Origin of the sequence: Aestuariicoccus sp. MJ-SS9, assembly GCF_032586235.1 — a bacterium.
In the GTDB taxonomy this organism is placed as follows: Bacteria; Pseudomonadota; Alphaproteobacteria; order Rhodobacterales; family Rhodobacteraceae; genus Aestuariicoccus.
This window is the reverse complement of record NZ_JAWHTD010000001.1, coordinates 266514-290651: the sequence shown is the minus strand read 5'-3', so window position 1 is coordinate 290651 and position 24138 is coordinate 266514. Positions and strand designations below refer to the sequence as shown.

The following is a 24138-nucleotide window of genomic DNA, read 5'->3' as shown; positions in this document are numbered from 1 at the left end:
TCGCCGCTTGACGCGACATGATCTTACGTCACCCCAAAAGTGACGCGACGTATGACTTACGTCAACGTAAATGGAAGTTGTATCACGGGGCCGGAACACGCATCGCTTGAGCACGACTCTGCCGAAGTGAGACCTGACCTATGACCGAAGACCGCATCATGACGATCCGCGAAATGTGCGACGCCTACGAGGTGACCCCGCGCACGCTGCGCTTTTACGAATCCAAGGAACTGATCTTTCCGAAACGTGAAGGCCAGAAGCGGCTCTATTCCAAGCGCGACCGGGCGCGGCTCAAGCTGATCCTGCGCGGCAAGCGCTTTGGCTTCAGCCTCGAGGACATCCGCCAGCTGCTCGACCTCTATCACATGGGCGACCAGCAGCAGACGCAGATGGTCAAGACCTACGAACTCGCGCAGCAGCGGCTGGACGACATGATGCGCCAGCGCGACGAGCTGAACGTCGCCATCGAAGAGCTGAAAGACCAGATGAAGTGGGGCGAGAAGATGATCGCCTCGATGACCCAGACCAAGAAGGCCGCCGGGTAACCCCGGCCCCGGCCCCCTGACCGACGGAGAGACACATGCCGACCTATCGCGCTCCCACCAAGGATATGCAGTTCGTTCTGCACGACGTTCTCAAGATCGCCGAGGCCGGCATCCCCGGCTATGAAGAGCTTGACCGCGACACGACCGAGGCGATCCTCGACGAGGCGGCGAAGCTGGCCGAAAACGTGCTGGCCCCGCTGAACCCGGTGGGCGACGAAGAAGGCTGCACGCTGGAAAACGGCGTGGTGCGCACGCCCAAGGGCTTCAAAGAGGCCTTCGACCAGGTGCGCGACGGCGGCTGGACCGCGCTCGACTGCGATCCGGAATACGGCGGCCAGGGCCTGCCCTATCTGATCCAGACCGCCGTGGGCGAGATGTTCAGCTCGGCCAACATGGCGTTCAACATGTACCAGGGCCTGACGCACGGCGCCTATAACGCCATCCACGCCCATGGCTCGGACGCGCAGAAACGGATGTATCTGCCCAAGATGGTGACCTGCGAATGGGGCGGCACCATGAACCTGACCGAGCCGCATTGCGGCACCGATCTGGGCCTGATCCGGACCAAGGCCGTGCCCAACGGCGACGGCAGCTATGCGATCAGCGGGCAGAAGATCTGGATCTCGGCCGGCGAACACGACATGTGCGACAACATCATCCACCTGGTGCTGGCGAAACTGCCGGACGCGCCCGAGGGCGTAAAGGGCATCAGCCTCTTCATCGTGCCGAAGTTTATGGTGAACGAAGATGGCTCGCTTGGCGACCGCAACAGCCTGTCCTGCGGCGGGCTGGAAAAGAAGATGGGCATCCACGGCAACGCCACCTGCGTGATGAATTACGACGGCGCGACCGGTTTCCTGGTGGGCGAGCCGCACAAGGGCATGCGCGCCATGTTCACCATGATGAACGAGGCCCGGCTGGGTGTCGGCCTGCAGGGTTACGCGCAGGGGGCCGTGGCCTACCAGAACGCGCTTGGCTTTGCGCAGGACCGTCTGCAGGGCCGCGACGTGACCGGCGTCGCCGCCCCCGACAAGCCCGCAGACCCGATCATCGTGCACCCCGACGTGCGCCGGAACCTGATGGACCAGAAGGCCCTTGTCGAAGGCGCGCGGGCCTTCACCTTCTGGGGCGCCTCGCTGATCGACCGCTCGCACCGTACCGGCGACGCAGAAGCCGAAGGGCTGATTTCGTTGATGACCCCGGTCATCAAGGGGTTCCTGACCGACAAGGGCTTCGAGACCACGGTGCTGGCGCAGCAGACCCTGGGCGGATCGGGTTTCACCCGCGAATGGGGGCTCGAGCAATTTGTGCGCGATGCGCGCATCACCATGATCTACGAAGGCACCAACGGGGTTCAGTCGCTGGATCTGGTAGGCCGCAAGCTGGGTCAGGACGGCGGCAAGCACGTCATGGCCTTCTTCGAGATGGTCAAGAGCTTTGTCGCCGAGACCAAGGGTCAGGATGCCGAGTTCGACGCGCAGTTCCTCGAGCCGCTCAAGGCGGCCTCGAAGGATTTGCAGGCGGCGGGGATGTATTTCATGTCCGAGGGCATGAAGAACCCCAACAACGCGCTGTCGGGGTCGTATGATTTCATGCACCTTTTCGGGCAGGTCTGCATGGGTCTGATGTGGGCACGCATGGCGCTGGCCGCGAAGGCCGCGCTTGCAGAAGGTGCGGGAGATGCGGCGTTCTACGAGACCAAGCTGGCCACCGGGCGCTATTACATGGCGCGGCATCTGCCGGTGACCGGTACGCACTTGGCGCGCATCCGGTCGGGCGGGGAGCCGGTGATGGCCCTCGACGCCGCGAATTTCTGATGGAAAGGTGCGCAGTGAATGCGCACCCTACACCGTCACGATCAAGAGGAGCCGTCCGCCCATGCCCAAACGCTTTCGCCTGACCCGCCGCTTTCCCGTCGCGATGACCGAGGACGGCTATCGCGGACTCAGGCGGTTTGCCGGGCAGGCCGGGCTGGACGAAGGCGAAGCGCTGTCGTTTCTCTTCGAGCATTTCGACAGCGTCACCGACAGCGACGCGCTGGCCCATCGCCTGCGTCTCTTCAACGCCGAACTCGAGTCACGCAAGACATAGGGGGATCCATGCCGTCGCGCTGGATGACAGAAGACCACCGGATGCTGGGCGAGATGACCGCCCGCTTCATCGAGACCGAATGGCAGCCGCTTTTCGCCAAGTGGCGCCGTCAGGGCGAGATGGACCGCGAAATCTGGGCCCAGGCCGGCAAGCTTGGCCTGCTCTGCCCGTCGATCCCCGAGGAATACGGCGGTGTGGGCGGCGATTTCGGCCACGAGGCGGTGATCCTGATCGAGGCGGCGCGCGCCAACCTGGCCTCCTGGGGGCACGGCATCCATTCCGGCATCGTCGCGCATTACATCCTGGCTTACGGCACCGAGGACCAGAAGCGGCGCTGGCTGCCGCGTATGGTCACGGGCGAACTGGTGGGCGCGCTGGCGATGACCGAACCCTCGACCGGGTCGGACGTGCAGCGCATCAGGACCCGCGCACTGCGCGAGGGCAATGCCTACCGGTTGTCCGGGCAAAAGACCTTCATCACCAACGGCCAGCACGGCAACCTGATCGTGGTCGCCGCCAAGACCGACCCGTCCGAAGGCGCCAAGGGCGTGTCGCTGGTGGTGGTGGAGACCGACGGAGCAGAGGGGTTCCAGCGCGGCCGCAACCTGGAGAAGGTCGGGCTGCACGCCGCGGACACGTCCGAGCTGTTCTTCGACAACGTGGCGATTCCGCCCGAGAACATCCTGGGCGAGGAAGAGGGCCGGGGCTTTTACCAGCTGATGAACCAGCTGCCTCAGGAACGGCTGATCATCGGCTGCGGTGCCATCGGCGCGATGGAAGGCGCTCTCGAGCGCACCATCGCCTATTGCAAGGAACGCGAGGCCTTCGGCGGGCCGCTGACGCAGTTTCAGAACACCCGCTTCAAGCTGGCCGAATGCGCGACCAAGACCGCCGTGGCGCGCGCCTTTCTCGACGAGTGCATGGCCGAGCACCTTGAGGGAAAGCTGACGGTCGAAAAGGCAGCCATGGCGAAATACTGGCTGACCGACACGCAGGGCGAGGTGCTGGACGACTGCGTCCAGCTGCACGGCGGCTATGGTTTCATGCAGGAATACGCCGTGGCCGAAATGTGGGCCGACGCGCGGGTGCAGCGGATCTACGGCGGCACCAACGAGATCATGAAAGAGCTGATTGCGAGGACGCTGTGAGGATCGGGGCGCGTTCCCGGATGCTGTCGGCAGGAGCGGGGGTTTCACACCCCCGCACCCCCGTGGAGTATTTCCACCAAGAAGAAGAGCGGACCGGGCATCGGACCCAGAATGACAGCGCGGGCAGCGGCCGGTCCACCCCGCCGCCCGGCCCGACCGTCAGACGGAACGCAGGCGGGGCCGCGGGGCTTCTCCTTGGATGGCCATCGGCTCTCCAGCCTGTACCACGGAACCGAGTCAACCAACTCTGGGTTAACATGAGGTTAGGGGAGCAACTCTTCCCTGCTTCTTCTTGGGAAAAATACTCCACGGGGGTGCGGGGGTGTGAAACCCCCGCTCCGGACCGTGACAGCGGCGCCTTGGGAGGGGCATCTAAATGACCATCGAACTTTACTGCTTCGGCGAATCCGGCAACGCCTACAAGGCGGCCCTGCCGCTGGAGCTGTCCGGTCTGGACTGGACGGCCCGCAAGGTCGACTTTTTCAACGGCGAAACGAGAACGCCTGAATATCGCGAGAATGTGAACCCGATGGGCGAGGCCCCGGTTCTGGTGGACGGCGACACGCGGCTGACCCAATCGGGCGTGATCCAGATGTACATTACCGAAAAGTCCGGCAAGTTCGGCGGAGCCACCGCGGAAGAGGCGCGCGAGGTCATGCGCTGGGTGTTCTGGGACAATCACAAGCTGTCCAGCCAGGCCGGCATGACGCGGTTCCTGATGAACTTCCTGCCCGAGGACAAGCGGCCGGCCGAGGTGATCGCCTTCTCGCAAGGGCGGCTCAAGGCCGCCTACGGCATTTTGAACGCGCATCTCGAGGGCCGCGACTGGATCGTCGGCGACGGGCCGACCAACGCCGATTTCAGCTGCTGCGGTTACCTCTTCTACCCCGAGCCCTTCGGCTTCGACCGCGGCGACTGGCCCGAGATCGACCGCTGGCTGAGCAACATCCAGTCGCTCGACGGCTGGAAACATCCGTACGATTTGATGCCCGGCTCCCCCGCGGACCGGGCCTGAGGAAGGAAAGACCATGCAAGACGCCTATATCTACGACACGGTGCGCACCCCGCGCGGCAAGGGCCGCAAGGACGGCGCGTTGCACGAGGTGACCAGCGCGCGGCTCAGCGCGCTGACGCTGAACGCCGTGAAAGAGCGCAACGGGCTTGACGGTCACGCCGTCGAGGACGTGATCTGGGGCAACGTCACCCAGGTCGGCGAACAGGGCGGCTGCCTGGCGCGCACGGCCGTTCTGGCCTCGGACCTCGACGAATCCATCCCCGGCCTCGCGATCAACCGCTTCTGCGCCAGCGGAATGGAGGCGGTGAACCTGGCCGCCAACCAGGTGCGCGGCGGCGCGGGCGAGGCCTATATCGCCGGCGGTGTCGAGATGATGGGCCGCGTGGCCATGGGCAGCGACGGGGCGGCGATCGCCGTCGATCCCTCGGTTGCGATGGAAACCTATTTCGTGCCGCAGGGCATCAGCGCCGATCTGATCGCCACCGAATACGGCTTTACCCGCGACGACGCCGATGCGCTGGCGGTGGAATCGCAGCGCCGCGCCAAGGCCGCCTGGGACGACAACCGCTTTGCGAAATCCATCATCACCGTGCGCGACCAGAACGGCCTGCCGATCCTGGATCACGACGAATACATGCGCCCGGGCACCGACATGCAGTCGCTGGGCGCCCTCAACCCCAGCTTTCAGCAGATGGGCGAGATGATGCCCGGCTTCGACGCCATCGCGCTGATGAAATACCCGCATCTGGAGCGGATCAACCACATCCACCACGCCGGCAACAGCTCGGGCATCGTCGATGGCGCGGCTGCGGTTCTGGTGGGCAACAAGGCCTTTGGCGAAAAGCACGGGCTCAAGCCCCGCGCTCGCATCAGGGCCACCGCCAAGATCGGCACCGATCCCACCATCATGCTGACCGGCCCCGTTCCGGTGACCGAAAAGATCCTCGCCGAGACCGGCATGTCCATCTCGGACATCGATCTCTTCGAGGTGAACGAGGCCTTCGCCAGCGTGGTTCTGCGCTTTATGCAGGCCTTCGATGTGGACAGCGACAAGGTCAACGTCAACGGCGGCTCTATCGCGATGGGCCATCCGCTGGGCGCGACCGGGGCGATCATCATCGGGACGCTGCTGGACGAGCTCGAGCGCTCGGGCAAGGGCACCGGGCTGGCGACGCTCTGCATCGCCAGCGGCATGGGCGCGGCCACCATCATCGAGCGGGTCTGACATGCAAAGCGCGCAGGACATCTATCAGGACCACCTCGACCGGTTGTCCCGCGCGCTGTGGGTCCGGGATTTTGCCGCGGTTGCGGACATGCTCGGCCTGCCCAACGTCATGGCGACGAAAGACGCCAGGCTTCGGTTCGACGACAATGCCGACCTGTTGACCACCCTCACGCATTTCCGCGACAGCCTGCAGACAATGGGCGCCACCGGATATCACCGTATCTGCCAGCGCGCGGCCTATCTGGCGGGCGACGACACCCGGATCGAAGGCCGCCACACCACCTATGTCCTGCGCGGCGGCCACTACGCCGTGCCCCCTTGGCAGAGCGACATGACCCTCGAGCTGCGGGACGGCGTTTGGAAAGGCATGACCATCACCTCGGACGTCCGGAATTCAGATTGCACCGTCCTGAGCCCCGCCAACCTGCGCGACCGCGCCAGGATCCAATCGCCCGACGCCAGCTGAGCACTCACCACGCGCGGCCCCTGGCCGACCAAATAAGGAACCGACCCATGCCCAAGATCGACATCCAGGCGCTGCCCGTCAAAACCGGGTCCGGCTATCCCGCGCCGCTCGACCGCGAGATGGAGGGCCGCAGCCAGGTCCGGCTGGGCGATCCCGCGGGGCTGACGCAATTCGGGGTCAACCTCGTGCGGCTGGAACCGGGGGCCAAGTCATCGCTGCGCCACTGGCATGAAACCCAGGACGAATTCCTGGTCGTGACCGAAGGCACGCTGACCCTGCGCGACGATCACGGCGACACGCCGCTGCACGCGGGCGACTGCGCCGCCTTCCCGGCGGGCGACCGCAACGGGCACCATATCGTCAACCTGTCCGAGACGCCGGGCAGCTTTGTCGTGGTCGGCACCCGAACCGAAACCGAAACCGCCTGGTATTCGGACCACGACATGAAGGTGGCGATGGATGCCACCGGCCTGACCTTCACCCGCCGCGACGGCTCGGACATCGAGCCCGCGTCATGACCCCATTCGCGCCACAGCCGCCCTGCCCCAGCCGGGGCCGGGGCGCGGGCGCCTTCCCCAACGCGCCGAGACCGCACCGCCGGACCGGCCTTCATCCTGATCTATCCGGAGACGACACATGACCGATTTCACCATGCAAAAGGACGACGACGGCGTCGCCATCATCACCTGGGACGTGCCCGGCAAATCCATGAACGTCATGACGCTCGAGGCGTGGGACGTGCTGGAAGGGCTGATCGACGACGCGCTGGCCGACGAGGCCGTCAAGGGCGTGGTGATCACCTCGGGCAAGGACAGCTTTGCCGGCGGGATGGACCTGAACGTCATCGCGCGGATGAAGGAGATGGCGGGCGACGATCCGGCGCGCGGTCTCTTCGAGGGGATCATGAACGCCCACCGCATCATGCGCAAGATCGAGCGCGCGGGCATGGACCCCAAGACGCTCAAGGGTGGCAAGCCCATCGCCACCGCCCTGCCCGGCACGGCGCTGGGGATCGGGCTGGAAATCCCGCTCTCGACGCACCGCATTTTCGCCGCGCCCAATCCCAAGGCCAAGATCGGCCTGCCCGAGATCATGGTCGGCATCTTCCCCGGCGCGGGCGGCACCACCCGGCTGGTGCGCAAGATGGGCGCGATGACCGCCTCGCCTTTCCTGCTGGAGGGCAAGCTGAGCGATCCGATCGCGGCGCAGAAGGCGGGCCTCGTGGACGAGATCGCCGCCGATCCGGTGGCGGCGGCGCGCGAGTGGGTGCTGAACGCCAAGGATGCCGATCTGGTCAAACCCTGGGACGCCAAGGGCTACAAGATGCCCGGCGGCGCGCCCTATCACCCGGCGGGCTTCATGACCTTCGTGGGCGCATCGGCCATGGTCAACGGCAAGACCAAGGGCGTCTACCCGGCGGCCAAGGCGCTGCTTTCGGCGGTCTACGAGGGCGCTTTGGTGCCCTTCGACACCGCGCTCAAGATCGAGGCGCGCTGGTTCACCAACGTGCTGATGAACCCTTCGTCGGGGGCGATGATCCGCTCGCTCTTCATCAACAAGGAAGCGCTTGAAAAGGGTGCCGTGCGCCCTGCGGACGTCGCCGACCAGCGGGTCAGGAAGGTGGGCGTGTTGGGCGCGGGCATGATGGGCGCGGGCATCGCGCTGGTCAGCGCGCAGGCTGGGATCGAGGTGGTTCTGCTCGACCGCGACCAGGCGGCGGCGGACAAGGGCAAGGCCTATACCGAAAGCTTCATGGACAAGGGCATCGCCCGCAAAAAGGCCACGCCCGAGAAGAAGGAAGCGGTGCTGGGCCGCATCCACGCCACCACCGACTACGACGACCTGAAAGGCTGCGACCTGATCGTCGAGGCGGTCTTCGAAGACCCCAAGATCAAGGCCGAGGTGACCAAGGCCGTCGACGCGGTGACGGATGCCGACTGTATCTTTGCCACCAACACCTCGACCCTGCCGATCAGCGAGCTGGCCAAGGCGTCGAAGAACGCCGAGCAATTCATCGGCATCCACTTCTTCAGCCCGGTCGAGAAGATGATGCTGGTCGAGATCATCAAGGGCCGCGGCACCGGCGACCGCGCGGTGGCCAAGGCGCTGGATTTCGTGCGTCAGATCCGCAAGACGCCCATCGTGGTCAACGACGCGCGCTTCTTCTACGCCAACCGCTGCATCATCCCCTATATCAACGAGGGCATGCGCCTGGTGTCCGAGGGCGTCGCCCCCGCGCTGGTGGAAAACGCCGCCAAGATTATCGGCATGCCGCTGGGCCCGCTGCAGCTGGTGGACGAGACCTCGATCGACCTCGGCGCCAAGATCGCCCGCGCCACCAAGGCGGCGATGGGCGACGCCTATCCCGACGGCGCGGTGGACGAGGTGATCTTTTGGATGGAGGGCGAGGGCCGTCTGGGTCGCAAGGCCAAGGCCGGGTTCTACGATTACGACGACAAGGGCAAGCGCACCGGTCTGAGCGCCACGGTGCAGGCGAAATACCCGCAAGCCGCCGATCAGCCCTCGGTCACCGAGGTGCAGCACCGCCTGCTGATGGTGCAATGCCTCGAGGCCGTGCGCGCGCTGGAAGAGGGTGTGCTGATGGACATCCGCGAAGGCGACGTGGGCGCGATCCTGGGCTGGGGCTTTGCGCCATGGTCGGGCGGGCCGTTCTCGTGGCTCGATATGATCGGCGCGCCCTATGCCGCCGAACGCTGTGACGAGCTGGCCGCCGCCTACGGCCCGCGCTTCGCCTGCCCGGACCTGCTGCGCGAGATGGCGGAGAAAGGTCAGAGCTTTTACGGCCGTTTCGGCCAAAAGACCGCCGCAGCCGCCTGAGGTATTGCGCCGCGGCTGCGCCGCGTCGCCCGGGGCCGGTCCTGACGGACCGGCCCGCTTTTCATCCATGGTTCGGCTTTGGCTGGAGAATGCCTGAGGGTGTTGCGCCGCGGCTTCGCCGCGCCGCCCCGGGGGGCCGGTCCTGACGGACCGGCCCCGCTTTTCATCGCCGGATCAGTCGAGCCGGAGGCGGAAGAGCGCGTAGATCAGCAGCGCGAGACAGCTCAGGCTGGCCAGCAGGAAGGTCGCCCGCAGCGCCATGTCGCGGCCGAGTTCCGGCTCCAGCGTGGCGACGACGATGCCGCCCGCCAGGGCACCGAGCGGCATCGACCCCCAGCCGAAGAAGCGGTAGATGCTGTTCACCCGCCCCAGAAGCTCGGCCGGGATGCGGCGCTGGCGCCAGGACACGGTAATCACGTTCCAGACCATCGCCGCGGTCATGATCGCGAAGAGCGACAGCGCCATCACATAGCCGTTCGCGCTCAGCCCGATCAGGCCATAGCCGATCCCCCAGATGCCGATGGATGCCAACAGGCACGCCTGCCGCCCCAAACTCCGGGTCAGCGTCGGCGCGGCCAGGCTGCCGGTGATCGCGCCCGCCGCGCCGACTGAGAGCACCATGCCGTATGCTGCCGCCGACAGGCCAAGGACCTCTTGGGCGAAAAGCACCTGGACGGTGATCGTGGCCGTCGCCAGGAAATTGGCGATGCCCAACACCACCGCCAGCCGCAGCAGGATCGCATCGCCGCGCATGAATGCAATCCCCTGTTTCAGCGCCGACAGAAAGCCCGTCGGCACGCGGACCTGCGGCGGCAGCGTGATCATCCAGACCAGCCCCGCCGCAAGGACAAGCAACGCGGCGTCGAGACCGAAGGGAATGCCCACACCCATCGCGATCAGCACCCCGGCCAGGGGCGGGCCGACGAATTGGCCGGTCAGCTGCTCGGTGCTCCACATCTGGCCGTTCGCAGCTTCGAGATCGGCCGGGTCGACGATGGCGGGCAGGATGGTCTGCGCGGCGTTGTCCCGCAGCACCTCCGCCGCGCCCAGAAGGAAGGCCAGCCCCGCCAGCACCCAGATCGCGCCCGGCCCCGGATCGCCGAGCGCCAGCGCCATGATGGTGACCACGATCGCACTGCGCAGCAGGTCGGCGCGGGCGATCAGGCTGCGCTGGTTCGACCGGTCGACGATCACGCCTGCCGGAATCGCGAAGAGCAGCCAGGGCAGCCGCGTGGCCGCGGCGACGGCGCCTATGGCCACCGGATCCCGGGTCATCAGCGTGGCGAGCCACGGCAACGCCAGCAGGACCAGCCCGTCGCCGAGATTGGTCAGCGCACCCGCGCCGAAGAGCAGGCGAAAGTTCCGGTTTCTGCGCAGAAGGGCGTTGGCCATGCGGGCGTCTCCTCGTTTCGGGGAAAGGGACACCGTGGCGGGCCGCTGGCGTCGGTGGGATCTGACACGGGCACGGAATGTCGCGCCTTTCCCGAAAGATAGTCACGTAATGGCTGAACGTGAAGCCGGTCCTCGCGTCAAGACCGTATGTTTTCGAGGAAAGTTTCGGGCTTGTTGCAGGCGCTGCGACAGTGGCCGGGTTTGGCGGGCAGCCTGGATTATGGTAAGTTGATCGTCTGACAGGGCCGAAAGGGATGCCGCTATGGGACGCGCTTTTCCGGGCCGCTTTCCCGTCATCCTGGGCGAGGGGTCGATGTACGAGAGGCTGCGGCGCGGCGCGGCCGACACGTTCGATCCTCACATCGCTTATGCCGGGATGCTTTATGACGACACCGGCCGCGAGGTGCTTGCCGCGACGCATCGCGAATATCTCGACATCGGCCAGCGCCACGGCTTGCCGATGGTCGCCGGCACGCCGACCTGGCGCACCAGCGCCGACCGCATCGCGCGGTCGCGCTTTGCCGCTGAGCCGGTGAACGCCGATGGCTGCGCCTTCATGAAAGAGCTGCGCGCGGCCTATGGGCCCGGGGCCGCGCCGATCCTGATTGCCGCGATCACCGGCCCGGCGGGAGACGGCTACAAACCCGAGGAGGCGCCGGACGAGGACGGCGCGATGCGCTTTCACGCGCCCCAGATCGCGGCGCTGGCCGACAGCGGGGTCGATCTGTTCAAGGTTCAGACCCTGCCCGCCTTTGGGGAGGCGCGCGGCATCGCGCGGCTGCTGGCCGAGACGGAGGTGCCTTACGTTCTGAGCTTTGTCATCCGCGCCGATGGTACGCTGCTCGACGGCACGCCGCTGGACCGTGCCACGGCCGCGATCGACGACGCCGTGCCCCGCCCGCCCGAAGGCTACAACATCAACTGCGTGCACGCCTCGGTCTTTGCCTCTGCCATGGGAACCGTCCGGGCGCGGGACCCGGCGGCGGCGGAGCGGGTGTTGGGAATAGACGCCAATACCTCGGCCAAGACACCCGAAGAGCTGGACGGGCTCGACGAGATCGACACCGAGGCGCCCCGGGATTTCGGACGCAACGTCTTTGCCCTGCGCGCGGTCTTCGGAACCCGGTATCTGGGGGGCTGCTGCGGCTCGACGACGGAGCACATGGCGGAACTGGCCCGCCGCTGCGCCGGGGTGGATGCCGGATAGGCGTTCGGTCAATGGCGGTTCCTGACGGTGCCGTCGAGGGGGCGCTGCCCCCGCTTCTGCGCAGCCCCCCGGGATATTTATGGATCAGTGAAAGGGCGGGTCGAAGCGATAGTCGAAGCGGGCGATGTCCTCGGCGCAGAGGGCGGCGGCGTGTTCGGCGAGCGCATCGGTGTAGTAGCCGCGAAAGTCGGCGGCGCGGGCCGAGCGGTTGCGGTGCGGCAGCGCGGGTGTGAAGCCCAGATGTTCGGCCAGCGGCGCGATGTCTTCGGACAGATGTTCGAGCCGCAGATAGGCGCTGGCCCGTTCCGTGCCGCCCGCGTCGCGCATGTAGCTGCCATAGGGGTTGGCCGTGATCGCGCCGACGGTCTGCGGATGGGTCAGGAAGTCGGCGAAGCCGAGGCTTTGGGCCAGGGTGACGGCGGGGTGATCGAAGCGCTGTGCGCGCAGCCAGTGGTAATAGCTGACCAGCCGGTCCCAGGGGTTGCGCACCAGGGTGAAGGTGAACATGCCGGCGATCTCTGCGGGGGTCAGCACCCCGTCGATATCCGCCAGCGTGGAATGTTTCCAGAGCCGGCCCCGCGCCGTCAGCTGCGCCAGCCGCCCCTTGCGCCGCCGCGCCTTGGGCGTGTCGCCGATCAGGATGTCGTCGGCCATCGCGCGCGCCTCGAGCGCCAGCGCCATCGAGGTGCCGCCGGTCTTGGGGATGTGCACGAAGATATAGCCGCGGCCCGGTGAGACGATCATGTGCGCACCCTAGCGGGCCGGGCGAAAAATGGAATCCCCGGCGCGCCGGCGGGGCTTTTCTAAACGGGCAAAGCGACGCATAGTTCCGGTCGGAATTGACATCGGGAGGCGCGATCATGGCAAACTTGCCGGACGAAACGGGGCTGGAGAAATGCGCGGCGAATTTCGTGCCGCTGACGCCGCTGTCGCATCTGCGGCGCGCGGCCCAGGTCTTTCCCGATCTCGAAGCGGTGGTCTACGGCGATCACCGCGCGACCTATGCGCAATATCACGAGCGCTGCACCCGGCTGGCCAGCGCGCTGGCGGCCATGGGCGTGCGCCCCGGCGACGTGGTGGCGACGGTTTTGCCGAACATCCCCGCCCAGGCAGAGGCGCATTTCGGCGTGCCCGCATGCGGTGCGGTGCTCAACACGATCAACACGCGGCTCGATGCCGATACGGTGGCTTATATCTTTGACCACGGGCAGGCGCGCGTCGCGCTGGTCGATCCGCAATTCCTGCCCATGGTCGAAGAGGCCATCGCGCGGATGGAGGGCCCTGCCCCCACGCTGGTCGAGGTGGCCGATCCGCAGGCCGGACACCCGTGCACGGGCCGGAACCTGGATTATGAGACGATGCTGGCCGGGGCCGATCCGGCCTTCGACTGGCTCATGCCTCAGGACGAATGGGAGAGCCTGGCGCTCAACTATACCTCGGGCACGACCGGGCGCCCCAAGGGGGTCGTCTATCACCATCGCGGCGCCTATCTGATGACGATGGGCACGGCCGTGAGCTGGCAGATGCCGCTGCGGGCGAAATACCTCACCATCGTGCCGCTCTTTCACTGCAACGGCTGGAACCACACCTGGATGATGCCGATGCTGGGCGGAACCGTCGTGTGCTGCCGCGACATCACCGCCCGCGCGATCTATGACGCCATCGCCGACGAGGGTGTCACCCATTTCGGCGGCGCGCCCATCGTGCTCAACATGATCGTCAACGCTGCCGAGGACGACCGCCGCGCCTTCGACCATACGGTCGAGCTCTTTACCGCCGGCGCGCCCCCCGCCCCCGCGACGCTGGCCAAGATCGGCAGGCTGGGGTTCAACGTGATGCAGGTCTACGGTCTGACCGAGACCTACGGCCATGTCACCGAATGCATCTGGCAGGGCCAGCGCTGGGACGGGCTGGGCCAGGACGACCAGGCGGCCATCAAGGCGCGCCAGGGCGTCGGCATGCCGATGATGGAGGGCATCGACGTCATCGGCGAGGACGGCGCGCCGGTGCCGCGCGACGGCAAGACCCAGGGCGAGATCGTCATTCGCGGCAACCCGGTGATGAAGGGGTATCTCAAGAACCCCGAGGCCACGGCCGAGGCCTTTGCCGGCGGGCATTTCCACTCAGGCGACATCGCGGTGATGCATCCCGACGGCTACGTCCAGATCGCCGACCGCGCCAAGGACATCATCATCTCGGGCGGCGAGAACATCAGCTCGGTCGAGGTCGAGGGCTGCCTGATGGGTCATGACGCCGTCAACCTTTGCGCGGTGGTGGCCAAGGCCGACGAGACATGGGGCGAGGTCCCCTGCGCCTTCGTCGAACTGAAGGTCGGCGCGGCGGCGACCGAGGACGAGCTTATCGCCTATGCCCGCGCCCGGCTGGCCGGGTTCAAGACGCCCAAGCGGGTGGTGTTCCAGGAATTGCCCAAGACCTCGACCGGCAAGATCCAGAAATTCGAACTGCGCAAGCTGGCGGCAGAGGTTTAGGCAAACCGCAGAGAAGTAGCTCGGTGGTCGGACCGGCAAGTATACCGCCCTAAAGCACGACCGCCTCTGCAAACCAAAGGGAAGGTGGATGCCGTGCCCAGCGCCTGCCTGTGGGGTGGCGCTGCTACCGGCTTTCTGGACCCTTTATCCCTGCCCAGTCATTACATCGAACGAGCGGCGCGCCCACGTTACCAAAGCGCCAGCCCGCTGGGACGGGCAGGCGCTGGGCACGGCGGCCTGCGGCCTTGATTCCGTGCCTTTGGCGCGCTTGTTCAAGACATGTCCGGTCCAGCACGCAAGCGTGGCCGCGGGCCGCCGCGCGAGCGCCGACCCCGATCAACTGTCGTCGGCCCCGAAAGCCCCGACCTTGCCCTACGCCGGCACCGCCACCCGGCGCAGCCAGCGCAGCAGGTACCGCACCGGCCAGCGCAGCACGCTCATGCCTGCCGCCAGCACCACCGCGCCGGTCCAGAACCCGTTCTCCCAGAACACCCAGCCCAGCAGCGGCAGGCCGCACGCGATCAGCATATAGGCCCTCCGCCAGTGGTTGTCCTTCGACGGGATCATGCCCAGCACATTGGCCAGGATCATCCAGCCAAGCGCAGCGGTCAGCGACAGGCTCATTTCGGCACCTCCGGAGTACGGCCCCGCGCACGGGCCCAGAAATAGCGCAAGGGATTGCGGAACATCGACAGGAAGGCCGCCAGCGCCAGCGCCCCCGGAAGCCAGCCATGCGCCAGCCCGATCCAGCCGATCACGCCCGGCGCGAGGATCAGCAGCGCCACCCCCGGCACGTATTGCCGTCGCATCGGCAGAAACGCCACCAGCGTCGCCGCCAGCACCCAAAGACAGCCTGCAAAAAGCGCCATGCTCATGTTTCAAAGGTTCCCGTTGGTGATCCTCACCGCCCTATGCCACGGCGATGCGGAAACATGATGGCGCAAAAATGGTCCGTTCCGGGCACCCGCCCCGGCACTTTCGCCGTCGATACATCCAACGACGGCCTCGCCACCCTGCACCACACGGCGTTGCAAAGCGTCCGTTCCGGCGGCAGGCACACGGGGCAAGGGCAAAGCCGTCTCACGTCAGGAACTGCGACAGCCACTCCACCAATTCGGAAAACTTCTTGAACCGACCTTGGTTCCTGATCGCCCCGTCCACCGCATTCGTCGTGCCCTCGGCGTAAGGCGTCATGCGCTCCGTCAGACGCTTCACGGTGGCAAAGGCCCCGACATAGCCGCGCGTGAACCGCTCCCGAAGATATGACCGGCGTTCCTCGCTCTGCGCCTCGGCAAGCTGCGTTCTCAGGTCTTTCAAAGCATCGACCATATCGTCAAACGCGGCTTGCGCATCGGGGTCTAGCGGTTTCAGCCCTTCGATCTGCGCCGACTTCAACCGCGCGACCACATCCGACAAAAGCCCGAGCAGGTCTTCCGGATCGTGGTGCCCCAAATCGAAGCCGTCCAAAGGCTCCATCCGCCGCAGCACCGGTCCAAGATGCTTGCGGCAAAGCGCGCGGAAGGCGTCCAGCGCATCGTCCAGTGCCTTGGCGTTAATCTCGCCAACACGTTTGCGGTCGGCCTCGATCGCGGCGCGCAGCTCGGTGTACTGGCCAAGCTGCACGAAGCGTCGCGCGCGCAGGCGATCTGCCCCGTCGGCGCGCTGCAATTCACGCAGCAGCTTGTCGGCCGAGGTGACCATGGCAACCGCCCTGTTCCCGTCCCCTGCAATCGCATCGCCCGCGAAATCGATGAAATCCTGCAATTGGTCGCGCAGGTCTTCACAATCCTCGTGGAAGGCCCGGATCACCTCCGGATCGCGCAGATGCGCCAGGTCGTCGTCGAAATCGACCAGCACCATCCAGTGATGCACGTCATCGAACCGGAAATCGGCAAAGGCCGCATCGGACAGTTTCGGCACGAACCCCGCCTCGATCTCGGCGATGCGGGCGGCGGTCTTGTCGGGGTCTTGCCAGGTGTCGTCGTCCACGCCCTGAACAATGGCGAGCTGCAATTGCGGGTCGAGCGGCTGGCCGTTGACCGCCGCGTCCCACCAGCGCCGCCAGAAGGTCCAGCGGGCGGGGGGATCGTTTTTCCAGATACTCACCATTGCGGCAGTGGCGGGCGTGAAGAATTCCGGATTCTCAAAGTGCCAGATATCGTCGAACAAGGGATTGTTGCCGGCCTCCAGCGCCTGCGCATCGGCACGAATGGCATCCCACGCGTCGGCTGTGGTGGCGGCACGGGCGGCGGCGCGGGCGGAGGTGAAGGCGGCGCGGGCGTCGGTAGCGGCGCGGACGTCGGTATCGGCTGAGGCGAAGGCGGCGGCGCGGGCGTCTGCGACAGCGTGGGCGTCGACGGTGGTGGTGGCGAAGGCGGCGGAGCGGGCTGCGGTGGCGGTGGCGCGGGCGGCGGCGTCCGTGATATCGGCGGTTGGCACAAGAGCCGCAACCGCCGATATCAAATTGCACCGCAAAAGCGGCAAAGCAGTCACTTCACCTTTTCGCGCCCAGTCCTCCTCCATTGCCGCGCCCCAAACCGGCAGCACCCGCAGCGCCGCGCGGTGGGCGATGGCCAAGGCGTCGGCGCGGGGCCGGTCCGTCAGCCACGCCTGCAGCGTCTTGCGATCCTCGATGTCTTCTGCCCGCATGACGCGATACTGCGTCAGATATTTCCCCTGCACAACGGCCTTTCAACGCCTCGCGTCGCGGGACAAGGCCGCAGGCCGCCTGCTGTCAGCGCCTGCCCGTCCCGGCGGGCTGGCGCTTTGGGGAGGACAGCACGCCGCCCCTTCGAAGCAATGACTTGCCGACGATAAAGTAAATGACCCCAGGTTGCCGCGCCATCCCACGGGCAGGTGCCGGTCGCCACGTCGATCACGTGCGCAACACGGCCCCGGGCCCGACCCGGAGCCTTATGGCAAACCGGGAGGCCCCGGGTCGGGCCCGGGGCCGTGTTGCGCCTGCACAGACGTCAGCGCGACAGCCGCTCGGGCAGGTTGTTGGCCCAGGTGCTGATCGTGCCCGCGCCGAGGCAGACCACCATGTCGCCCGGTTTGGCCTGTTCGCGCACCAGACGCTCCAGATCGTCCTCGTCGCGGATGGCGCGGGCGTGGCGGTGGCCGTGGCGGATCAGCCCGGCCACCAGATCGTCGCGCGACGCGCCCTCGATAGGCTCTTCGCCCGCGGCGAAGACCTCGGCGATGGCGACCACGTCGGCCTCGTTGAAGCAGGCGCAGAAATCGTCGAAGAGGCTCGAAAGCCGCGAGTACCGGTGCGGCTGGTGCACCGCGATCACCCGCCCGTCGCTGGCCTGCCGCGCGGCTTTCAGCACCGCCGCGATCTCGACCGGGTGGTGGCCGTAATCGTCGATGACGGTCACGCCGTTCACCTCGCCCACCCGGGTAAAGCGCCGGTTGACGCCGCCGAAGGCCGCAAGGGCCGCGCGGATCGCGTCGGGCGCCATCCCCAGATGCCGCGCCACCGCCACCGCCGCCAGCGCGTTCGAGACGTTGTGATCGCCGGGCATCGGCAGGGTGCAGCCCTCGATCACCAGCTCGTCGGCCTGCAGCGCGATGTCGAAATGCGCCACGCCCTTTTCGTAGCGCAGGTTCACCGCGCGCACGTCGGCCTGGGCGTTGAAGCCGTAGGTCACGATGCGGCGGTCGGTGATGCGGCCCACCAGCCGCTGCACCTCTTCGTGGTCGGTGCAGCAGACCGCCAGCCCGTAGAACGGAATGTTCGAGACGAAATCGTAGAAGCCCTGCCGCAGCGTGTCGAAATCGCCCCAATGCTCCATATGCTCGGGGTCGATGTTGGTGACGATGGCGATGGTCGCGGGCAGGCGGTTGAAGGTGCCGTCGCTCTCGTCGGCCTCGACCACCATCCATTCGCCCAGACCCACCCGCGCGTTCGAGCCATAGGCGTGGATGATCCCGCCGTTGACCACGGTGGGGTCGAAATTGCCCGCGTCCAGCAGCGTGGCGACCATCGTGGTGGTCGTGGTCTTGCCGTGGGTGCCGGCCACCGCCACGTTGGATTTCAGCCGCATGAGCTCGGCCAGCATCTCGGCCCGGCGCACCACCGGCAGGCCCCGCCTGCGCGCCTCGTCCAGTTCGGGGTTGCCCGGCTTGATGGCCGAGCTGATCACCACCACTTCGGCCTTGTCGAGGTTTTCGGCCTTCTGGCCCTCGAACACATGCGCGCCCAGGGTCTTGAGCCGCTCGGTGATCTTCGAGGCCTTGAGGTCGGAGCCCTGCACCACGTAGCCGTGGTTCAGCAGCACCTCGGCGATGCCCGACATGCCGATGCCGCCGATGCCGACGAAATGGATGGGGCCCACGTCTCCGGGCAGTTTGGTGGCGGCGGACATGGTCGGCTCTCCCTTGTGATCATCTCTCATCTGCTCTGTTCCCCGTCGGTGCCTTCGGGGTGGCGGTCGACCCCGGCCAGGTCCTCGACCAGCGCCGCCAGTTCCAGCGCGGCGTCGGGTTTCGCGACGGACAAGGCCGCGCGGGTCATCAGCGCCGCGCCTTCGGGGTTGCCCAGGACGGCCACGATCGCCTCGGTCAGCGCCTCGATGGTCAGCCTGGCCTCGGGGATGCGGATGGCGGCGCCGGCCTCGACCAGCCCGCGGGCATTGGCGGTCTGGTGATCGCCGGTGGCGGCGGCATAGGGGATCAGGATGGCGGGCCGCCCGATGACCGAGATATCGGCCACGGAAGATGCGCCCGAACGCGAGATCACCAGCTGGGCCTCGCTCATGCGGGCGGGCACGTCCTGGAAGAAAGGCTGCACGTCGGCGTCGATGCCGTTCTCGGCGTAATAGGCGGCGACGCGATCGCCGTCCTCGTCGCGGGCCTGGTGGCTGACGCGCAGACGGCGCAGCATGCCGATGGGCAGGGCCGCGATGGCGGGGGGCACGATGTCCGAAAGGATGCGCGCGCCCTGGCTGCCGCCGATCACCAGAAGCGACATGGGATAATCGCCCGGCACGATGTAGCCGGCACCGGCGCGGTCGCGAACCGCCTGCCGCACCGGGTTGCCCACATGCACGCCCTCGACGCCCTCGGGCAGATCGGTGGGCCAGGTGCCGCAGGCGACCGTGTCGACACGCGTGGCAAAGAGCCGGTTGACCCGCCCCAGAACGCCGTTCTGCTCGTGGATCATCCGCGGCAGGCGCAAGAGCCAGGCGGCGGCCAGCGCCGGGATCGACGGATAACCGCCAAAGCCCACGACCACGTCGGGCCGGTCGCGCCACAGCCGCCAGGCCATCGCCGCTATGCCTGCCAAGATGCGGAAGGGCGCCAGCGCGCGGGCCGCAACGCCGCCGCGCGCAAAGGTGGCGCTGCTCACCTCCTCGATATCGACCGCAGGGGGAAAGCCCCCGGCATAGCGCACGCCACGCGCATCGGTCGACAGCCGGACGCGCCAGCCACGGCGCAGCAGCACCTCGGCCAGGGCCTGCGCGGGGAACATGTGCCCCCCGGTGCCGCCCGCGGCGATCACCACCAACGGGGGGCGAAACCTTTCTGCCATGCCGCGCCTCTCAGCCCCTTGCTCTGCGTAGGGTGCGCATTCACTGCGCACCGCTGCTCCCGACCGTTACTGCGGGCGCAGACGTCCCCGCAGAATGTCGCCTATCTCGCCCTGCGGACGGGTCCTTGTAAAGGCCAGCAACATGCCCAGCGCGATCCCCCCGGCAATCAGCGAGGATCCGCCGTAGCTGACGAAGGGCAGCGTCATGCCCTTCGCCGGCAAGAGCCGCACCGCAACCCCCATGTTGATCATCGCCTGCACGCCGAACATGCAGGCCAGACCCGTCCCGGCCAGCCGGATAAAGGGATCGCGCTCGCGGATCAAGCGCACAAGACTGCGCACCACGATGGTGGCGTAAAGCACGATGATGCACAGCACCAGGATCAGCCCGTATTCCTCGGCCGCCACGGCGATGATGAAATCCGTATGGGCATCGGGCAGCGACCATTTCACCTGGCCCTCGCCCACGCCGACCCCGAAAAAGCCGCCCTCCTGAATGGCGTTGGTGGCATAGCCCAGCTGCGTGGTCGGATCGAGCTCGGGGTTCAGAAAGCCGTCGATCCGGCGCGCGAAATGCTCGGAATATTCATAGGCCAGGGTGCCCGCGAAAACGACGATCCCCGCCAGCGCCAGCAACAGCACGATCGGCGCGCCGCCCACGAACCACATCACGCCCCAGCCGAAAAGCACCAGCGCCGCCTGCCCGAAGTCGGGCTGCATCGCCAGCATCAGCACGATCGCCACGGTCAGCGCAAAGGAGTAAAGCCGGCCCGGCGGCCCGCCCAGATCCTGCGCTGCCGCGATCAACCAGCCCGCCACGATCACGAAGGCGGGCTTGAGAAACTCCGACGGCTGCAACGACGCAAAGCCGAGGCTGTACCATCGCACCGCCCCCTTGCCGAAATCGGTGCCGAAGAAAGGCAGCAGCGCCAGCGCCACGAAAGCGCCGAGGAAGCCCAATACCGCCAGCCGCCGCACCACGACCGGGCTCATCATCGAGGTGATCAGCATTGCGCTCAGCGCCAGCCCGCCAAAGACCGCCTGACGCTCGACATAGTGGAACGGCCCGAAACCGTTGCGCTCGGCCAGCGGCGGCGAGGCCGCGAGCCCCAGCAGAATGCCGATGCCGAAGAGCATGAACACGCAGGACAACGACCATTTGTCGACCGTCCGCCACCATTTCGGCAAGACCGGCTCGACATTGCGCACGGGTACCGCGCCATAGACCATTTCCGTCATGGGAACACCGCCTGAACTGCCTCTCGATCGCCCGTTTTCCGGGTCTGGTCGGGACACTAACGGATTTCGCCCCGCCGGACCAGACAAAAGCGATTCGCCCGGCCCGACACGGCGCGGTGCGCATGAATGCGCACCCTACGAGGCCGGGCGAAACGCCGTAGGGTGCGCCTTCACGGCGCACCGCCCCCTTCCCTTCGCGCCACGTCCGTGGCACCAGCGGGGGATGCATGTCCCCACGCTCATCCTCGGGGCCGGCGCCGCCGGCATGATGGCCGCTTGCCGCGCAGGCGCCGGCACGCTGGTCATCGACCACGCCCGCGCCCCGGGCGAAAAGATCCGCATCTCGGGCGGCGGGCGCTGCAATTTCACCAACACCCGCTGCGACTTTCACCAGTTCCTCGGGCAGAACCGGCATTTCCACAAATCCGCGCTCAGCCGCTACACGCCCTGGGATTTCATCGACCTCGTCGACCGCCACCGCATCGCCTGGCACGAAAAGACGCTGGGCCAGCTCTTCTGCGACGGCAAGGCCACCCAGATCGTCGACATGCTGCGCGCCGAGATGGCCGCCGCCGGGGCCGAGCTCTGGCTGCAGACCGCGCTGGCCGATCTGACCCACGACGGCGCGCGCTTTACCGCCGTGCTGGAACGCGACGGCGCCCGCCGCCGCGTCACCGCCGATGCGTTGGTGGTGGCCACGGGGGGCAAATCCATCCCCAAGATGGGCGCCACCGGCCTGGCCTACGACATCGCCCACCAGTTCGGCCATGACGTCACCGAAACCCGCCCCGCGCTGGTGCCGCTGACCTTTTCGGACAATCCCTTCGCGGGCCTCTCGGGCGTGTCGGTCAAGTCGCGGGTCCACAACGAAGCGGCCAGCTTCGACGAGGCGCTGCTTTTCACCCACCGCGGGTTATCCGGCCCCGCGATCCTGCAAATCTCGAGCTATTGGCGCGAGGGCGGGACGATCGAGCTCGACCTCTTGCCCGACACCCCATTGGCCGAAATCCTGCACGATCAGCGCCAGAGCCACGGCCGCCGCGCGCTGACCACCGAGCTGGCGCGCCACCTGCCCGCGCGGCTGGTCGAGCATCTGGGCGGGCTGTACGACCTCACCGGCAACGTCGCCGACCTCTCCGACCGCCGCATAGACGCGCTCTGCACCGCGCTCGGCCAATGGCGGCTGACGCCCACCGGCTCCGAAGGCTACCGCACCGCCGAGGTCACCCTGGGCGGCGTCGACACCGGCGGGCTCAGCTCCAAGACGATGATGTCGAAGACCGTCCCGGGGCTCTATTTCATCGGCGAGGCCGTGGACGTGACCGGCTGGCTGGGCGGCTACAACTTCCAGTGGGCCTGGGCCTCGGGCGTGGCGGCGGGCCGCGCCATCGCTGCGCGCGCCGCTTGACAGGGCGTTCGGCCGCGCCATACCTCTCGGCGATGAAGCTGACCCATCTGCACCGGCTGATCGAGGCGCAGGCGCACCGCAAGGCGCTGCGCGACTTGATGAACCGTCTGCGCTTCGGCGCGGGCGCGCCGCTCAGCGACGAGACGATCTGGATCCGCCCTCGCGACGTGACCCATGTGTTCCAGCGCACCAGGGCCCACGATTACCGCCGCCGGCACAGCGGGCTGGTGCTGGGCGGCGACTGGGACAGGCAGCGCCGCCCGCTGGAGGGCACGGTGAAATACGACGCCTGCGTCGCGCATTTCGCCCAGGGCGTGCCCTGGGACGAGACCGGCATCTACGACGAGATGCTCCGCCGCATCGCCGAGGGCAAACCGGCGGACGGCTGCAAGACCCGCGACGACATCGTCGCCCGCTATGCGCGGATGGACGCGCTGTTCGACCATCTGCGCCGGACCGGCCGGTTCGAACGGATGCGCGATCTGCCGGATCACCTGCGCCGCGAACATGGCGGCGTCTTCGTGCATATCGACCGCGACGGCCTGCCGCTTCTGGCGGGCAACGGCAACCACCGGATGGCGATGGCGCGGGTGCTCGACCTGCCGGTGATCCCGGCGCATCTGGGCGTGATCCATCGCCAGGCGTTGGAAAGCGGCCAGCTGGCAGGGTTGCGGAAGCCGCCGGAGGACAGGGCGGCGCGCTGAACGGTCGGCCCTGCACGACAGGCGACGTCCGGCAACGCCAATCATCAGGTCGCGGAATCAAGGCCGCAGGCCGCCGCGACCAGCGCCTGCCCGTCCCGGCGGGCTGGCGCTTTGGCCGATGTGGGCGCATCGTTCGTTCGGTGCAATGACTTGGCGGGGATAAAGCGCACTGACCTGCGGTTGCAGCGCCACCCCACGGGCAGGCGCGGGTCGCGGCCTGTGTCACCCGTTTCGCGGACAACATACGCCCCCGGGCACACACCCCCACTGGCCAAACGCGCCCCATCGCGTAGGGTGACCCCAACCCCATCCCGCCGACAGGAGCCGCCCCATGATCATCCACCGCGCCGGCAGCCGCCCCTCGCAAACGCCGAACCCCGACTATTTCACCGGTCAGGTGCGCTTTGACCCGGTGATCGCGGGCGAGCCTCCGTCGCGGCTCCATGCCTTGCTGGTGACCTTCGAGCCCGACGCGCGCACCGCCTGGCATACGCATCCGCTGGGCCAGACCCTGCTGATCGTCTCGGGTCTTGGCCTGGCGCAGAAAGAAGGCGAGCGCATCCAGACCCTGCGCCCCGGCGACACGGTCTGGTTCGCGCCTGGCGAAAAGCACTGGCACGGGGCCGCGCCCGATTGCGCCATGACCCACCTGGCCATGCAAGAGGCGCAGGACGGCTCCGCCGCCGACTGGCTGGAAAAGGTCACCGACGCCGATTATGCGGGCCCCCGCAGCGACGAGGCATGATCCGCTGCACCCGCACCTGCCGGTTCGGGGTCCCGGGGCCCGCAGGCCGACCGCCCGATCCACCGCGACTTTCGCGGCTTTGCGCCAAGG

At 67.2% G+C, this 24138-nt stretch carries 22 protein-coding genes; 14 read left to right on the top strand and 8 right to left on the bottom strand.

Features of this window, described 5'->3' with window-relative positions:
* The first annotated feature begins 140 nt into the window (after positions 1-140).
* The 9 genes from RXV88_RS01410 to RXV88_RS01370 all read left to right on the top strand — a co-directional run bounded on the left by RXV88_RS01410 (position 141) and on the right by RXV88_RS01370 (position 9328).
* The gene (locus RXV88_RS01410; protein WP_316290019.1) at positions 141-545 is read left to right on the top strand and encodes a MerR family DNA-binding transcriptional regulator; all 405 of its coding nucleotides are present in this window, start codon (positions 141-143) and stop codon (positions 543-545) included.
* Between the two features lie 35 nt (positions 546-580).
* Positions 581-2362 (top strand): acyl-CoA dehydrogenase C-terminal domain-containing protein, encoded by a 1782-nt coding sequence (locus RXV88_RS01405; RefSeq protein ID WP_316290018.1) that lies wholly within the window; start codon positions 581-583, stop codon positions 2360-2362.
* A gap of 61 nt (positions 2363-2423) precedes the next feature.
* Positions 2424-2636, top strand: a complete 213-nt coding sequence (locus RXV88_RS01400; RefSeq protein ID WP_316290016.1) for a hypothetical protein — start codon at positions 2424-2426, stop codon at positions 2634-2636.
* 23 nt (positions 2637-2659) lie between these two features.
* Entirely contained in the window at positions 2660-3784 is a 1125-nt protein-coding gene (locus RXV88_RS01395; protein ID WP_316290015.1) for an acyl-CoA dehydrogenase family protein, read from the top strand.
* Between the two features lie 376 nt (positions 3785-4160).
* A complete protein-coding gene (locus tag RXV88_RS01390; RefSeq protein ID WP_316290013.1) occupies positions 4161-4799 on the top strand; it encodes a glutathione S-transferase in 639 nt (212 codons plus the stop codon).
* Positions 4800-4812: 13 nt separating this feature from the next.
* Positions 4813-6024 (top strand): acetyl-CoA C-acetyltransferase, encoded by a 1212-nt coding sequence (locus RXV88_RS01385; protein ID WP_316290012.1) that lies wholly within the window; start codon positions 4813-4815, stop codon positions 6022-6024.
* A gap of 1 nt (position 6025) precedes the next feature.
* Positions 6026-6490, top strand: coding sequence for a hypothetical protein (locus RXV88_RS01380; RefSeq protein ID WP_316290010.1), 465 nt, complete (start codon positions 6026-6028; stop codon positions 6488-6490).
* 47 nt (positions 6491-6537) lie between these two features.
* Positions 6538-7008, top strand: coding sequence for a cupin domain-containing protein (locus RXV88_RS01375; RefSeq protein ID WP_316290009.1), 471 nt, complete (start codon positions 6538-6540; stop codon positions 7006-7008).
* Positions 7009-7126: 118 nt separating this feature from the next.
* Positions 7127-9328 (top strand): 3-hydroxyacyl-CoA dehydrogenase NAD-binding domain-containing protein, encoded by a 2202-nt coding sequence (locus tag RXV88_RS01370; protein WP_316290007.1) that lies wholly within the window; start codon positions 7127-7129, stop codon positions 9326-9328.
* A gap of 174 nt (positions 9329-9502) precedes the next feature.
* On the opposite strand, the gene RXV88_RS01365 is transcribed toward RXV88_RS01370, so the two are convergent.
* Positions 9503-10720 carry an MFS transporter gene (locus RXV88_RS01365; protein WP_316290005.1) on the bottom strand — a complete coding sequence of 406 codons (1218 nt, stop codon included), beginning with the start codon at positions 10718-10720 and terminating at the stop codon, positions 9503-9505.
* Positions 10721-10982: 262 nt separating this feature from the next.
* Between RXV88_RS01365 and RXV88_RS01360 the strand changes: the two genes are divergently transcribed.
* Positions 10983-11927 (top strand): homocysteine S-methyltransferase family protein, encoded by a 945-nt coding sequence (locus tag RXV88_RS01360; protein ID WP_316290003.1) that lies wholly within the window; start codon positions 10983-10985, stop codon positions 11925-11927.
* 84 nt (positions 11928-12011) lie between these two features.
* On the opposite strand, the gene RXV88_RS01355 is transcribed toward RXV88_RS01360, so the two are convergent.
* A complete protein-coding gene (locus RXV88_RS01355) occupies positions 12012-12671 on the bottom strand; it encodes a sulfotransferase family 2 domain-containing protein (RefSeq protein WP_316290002.1) in 660 nt (219 codons plus the stop codon).
* 116 nt (positions 12672-12787) lie between these two features.
* Between RXV88_RS01355 and RXV88_RS01350 the strand changes: the two genes are divergently transcribed.
* On the top strand, positions 12788-14416 hold the full coding sequence (locus tag RXV88_RS01350; RefSeq protein ID WP_316290001.1) for an AMP-binding protein: 1629 nt from the start codon (positions 12788-12790) through the stop codon (positions 14414-14416).
* A gap of 372 nt (positions 14417-14788) precedes the next feature.
* Here the strand turns inward: RXV88_RS01350 and RXV88_RS01345 are convergent, their stop codons facing one another.
* The 6 genes from RXV88_RS01345 to ftsW form a co-directional block, all read right to left on the bottom strand.
* Positions 14789-15040 (bottom strand): DUF2484 family protein, encoded by a 252-nt coding sequence (locus tag RXV88_RS01345; RefSeq protein WP_316290000.1) that lies wholly within the window; start codon positions 15038-15040, stop codon positions 14789-14791.
* Entirely contained in the window at positions 15037-15291 is a 255-nt protein-coding gene (locus RXV88_RS01340; protein ID WP_316289998.1) for a DUF2484 family protein, read from the bottom strand. The genes RXV88_RS01345 and RXV88_RS01340 overlap by 4 nt, the downstream gene beginning before the upstream one ends.
* 205 nt (positions 15292-15496) lie before the next feature.
* Positions 15497-17065, bottom strand: a complete 1569-nt coding sequence (locus tag RXV88_RS01335; RefSeq protein WP_316289997.1) for a hypothetical protein — start codon at positions 17063-17065, stop codon at positions 15497-15499.
* Positions 17066-17388: 323 nt separating this feature from the next.
* Positions 17389-18786, bottom strand: a complete 1398-nt coding sequence (gene murC, locus RXV88_RS01330) for a UDP-N-acetylmuramate--L-alanine ligase (RefSeq protein ID WP_316289996.1) — start codon at positions 18784-18786, stop codon at positions 17389-17391.
* 26 nt (positions 18787-18812) lie between these two features.
* Entirely contained in the window at positions 18813-19952 is a 1140-nt protein-coding gene (locus tag RXV88_RS01325) for a UDP-N-acetylglucosamine--N-acetylmuramyl-(pentapeptide) pyrophosphoryl-undecaprenol N-acetylglucosamine transferase (protein ID WP_316289995.1), read from the bottom strand.
* Between the two features lie 66 nt (positions 19953-20018).
* The gene (gene ftsW, locus RXV88_RS01320) at positions 20019-21191 is read right to left on the bottom strand and encodes a putative lipid II flippase FtsW (RefSeq protein WP_316289993.1); all 1173 of its coding nucleotides are present in this window, start codon (positions 21189-21191) and stop codon (positions 20019-20021) included.
* 223 nt (positions 21192-21414) lie between these two features.
* Between ftsW and RXV88_RS01315 the strand changes: the two genes are divergently transcribed.
* From RXV88_RS01315 to RXV88_RS01305, 3 genes are all read left to right on the top strand, one after another.
* Positions 21415-22599: an NAD(P)/FAD-dependent oxidoreductase gene (locus RXV88_RS01315; protein ID WP_316289991.1), complete on the top strand. Its 1185-nt coding sequence runs from the start codon at positions 21415-21417 to the stop codon at positions 22597-22599.
* Positions 22600-22631: 32 nt separating this feature from the next.
* Positions 22632-23303 carry a hypothetical protein gene (locus tag RXV88_RS01310; protein WP_316289989.1) on the top strand — a complete coding sequence of 224 codons (672 nt, stop codon included), beginning with the start codon at positions 22632-22634 and terminating at the stop codon, positions 23301-23303.
* Between the two features lie 331 nt (positions 23304-23634).
* Entirely contained in the window at positions 23635-24048 is a 414-nt protein-coding gene (locus RXV88_RS01305) for a cupin domain-containing protein (RefSeq protein WP_316289988.1), read from the top strand.
* The last annotated feature ends 90 nt before the right edge of the window (positions 24049-24138 follow it).